Annotated in this window: 2 protein-coding genes; both read left to right on the top strand. The window is 37.6% G+C overall.

Translation table 11 applies throughout. The annotated features are described in order from the left end of the window. Positions 1 to 707: 707 nt before the first annotated feature. Entirely contained in the window at positions 708 to 881 is a 174-nt protein-coding gene (locus ACFWY6_RS45275) for a hypothetical protein (protein WP_375839303.1), read from the top strand. 90 nt (positions 882 to 971) lie between these two features. Beyond that, entirely contained in the window at positions 972 to 1880 is a 909-nt protein-coding gene (locus ACFWY6_RS45270) for a hypothetical protein (RefSeq protein WP_375839305.1), read from the top strand. Positions 1881 to 1956 lie beyond the last annotated feature (76 nt).

The following is a 1956-nucleotide window of genomic DNA, read 5'->3' as shown; positions in this document are numbered from 1 at the left end:
AAAACACAAAACTTTATATTAAACCAAAACCGGTTCACTTTTTTGGAGCCTTTTTTTTTCTATCCCGAAGGGTTATTTGTCAGAATGACAAACCGATTTCGAGCCGGCGAGAACCCATTGTCACACCACGATTTAGGGGGTGTGTATAAATGGGCACTCTCTGTGAAATTTGAAGCTTTGAAATTCCGAATGGCGCACTTATACACTCTGTCGAGTGAGTGCTAAAATGCTGAAGCATTTCCGTCAAGCGTGTGGAGGAATCTTGTAGAGAGATATAGCATAGATACCCGTATCTCTAGAGATATTTTGGTATATCCCTGCTATATCTATGGGGTATCTATGCTATATCTTTGGCTTCAAAAACGGCACCTGTTCTAAGAGCATAGAAACTCAACAGGCACAGCCTGTTTGACACCCTTTTTTTTAGGGTGGCACCGAGTTTCCTTATGCTCTTTTTCTCTGAAGCTAAACCTGTTTTATATGTCGTAGTCTTTTTATTGGGAGTGACCCCTTGCTGTACAATTTCCGGAGGTGCCGATAAGGGACGAATTTTCCCTTGTCGGTTGCCTTTGGGGATTGTAAGGGGTGGAGGCTCGGAATCAAAAGGAAACGAAATATCATTCCGAGTGTGCTTCTTTTTTCTGTTCTTGAATTCTATTATTTCCAATGTTAGAATTATGTTAACAACTTGTTAGGAGTGTGTTTGGATGGAAGAGAAAAAACAAATTGGACCTCGAATTACTGTTGAAACATTTAAAAAGCTAGAGTTATTAGCCGAACATTTTACAAAACACAATGAATTTGGAAGAGTTTCAAAAGATGCTGTAATTGAGTTTGCTATTAAGGAATTGTATAGGGACTATTTGGGAAAAGGACGCTAATTTTTGTTGAAAAACTGACTTCGGATTTGGGGTTCTTTATTATTAACTTGATTTTAATTAAACATTACAGGAAAAATTGAGGGGAAATGGATGGATAAACGCAATGGTGACGCGGTTTTCATAGCTCCAAATGATGTTGTAAAAGTGACCACTATGAATCACGTCATTGAAGTTCAGCATATGGAGAAGATGAACCGGAAAAATAATATCAAAAAATTGGACAAGGATAGGTTTGTAGACCTCTCTACTGGGGAGATCCGGGAGTTCGAGCATTCGGAAAATCGGCAGGAAAATTATAATTCTTTGAGACAAACCTTTAAGAAGCTGCGTTATTTGATAAATAACAATTTTATAGGACGGCCAAATGAATTACATATAACTTTGACATACAAGAAAAATATGACGGACACGAAAAAACTTTATAGTGATTTTCAAAATTTTATCGACAGGTTGCGTTATAAATACAAGAAAGAAAGTTCGATAGATTATTTATCGGTGGTAGAGCCACAAGGACGTGGAGCCTGGCATTGTCATGTTTTAATGCGCTTTAATGATTTGGATAAGATTTATATTAAAAATGCTGAATTAAGGAGTCTATGGGGTTTAGGATTTGTAACAATCAAGTCATTAAAGGATATAGACAACATAGGAGCCTATTTGAGCGCTTATTTGACTGATATAGACCTAGAAGATGTCCAAGACAGGGAAACAGCCTTAAAAGTGGCTTCAGAGGGCTGTGAGGTGCAAACAAAGATCGTAGAAGGTCGGGAAAAGAAATTTTTAAAAGGCGGACGGCTGCACATGTATCCTTCCGGAATGAATATGTATCGAAAATCAAAAGGGATTGTTAAGCCGGAACGGGAAGAAATGAAGTTCGGAGACATAAAAAAAGTAGTGGGTTCGGCAAAACCACACTACGAGAAAAGTTATCATGTCGAAAATGACAATTTTGAAAACACAATTTCGTTTCTCCAGTATAACACAAAACGTGATTTTTGAAGCAAAACGGTTCCTCTTTATGGAGCCGTTTTTTTTATTTCCCGAAGGGTTATTTGTCAGAATGACAAACCGATTT

It is taken from the genome of Streptomyces sp. NPDC059037 (assembly GCF_042740015.1).
Taxonomy (GTDB): Bacteria; Actinomycetota; Actinomycetes; order Streptomycetales; family Streptomycetaceae; genus Streptomyces.
Note: the sequence above shows the minus strand (reverse complement) of the source record. Positions and strands in the feature narration are given on the sequence as shown.

Excerpts from the sequence above, each read along its gene's own strand:
- ACFWY6_RS45275 (WP_375839303.1), top strand. The coding sequence starts at position 708 with ATGGAAGAGAAAAAACAAATTGGACCTCGAATTACTGTTGAAACATTT.
- ACFWY6_RS45270 (WP_375839305.1), top strand. The coding sequence starts at position 972 with ATGGATAAACGCAATGGTGACGCGGTTTTCATAGCTCCAAATGATGTT.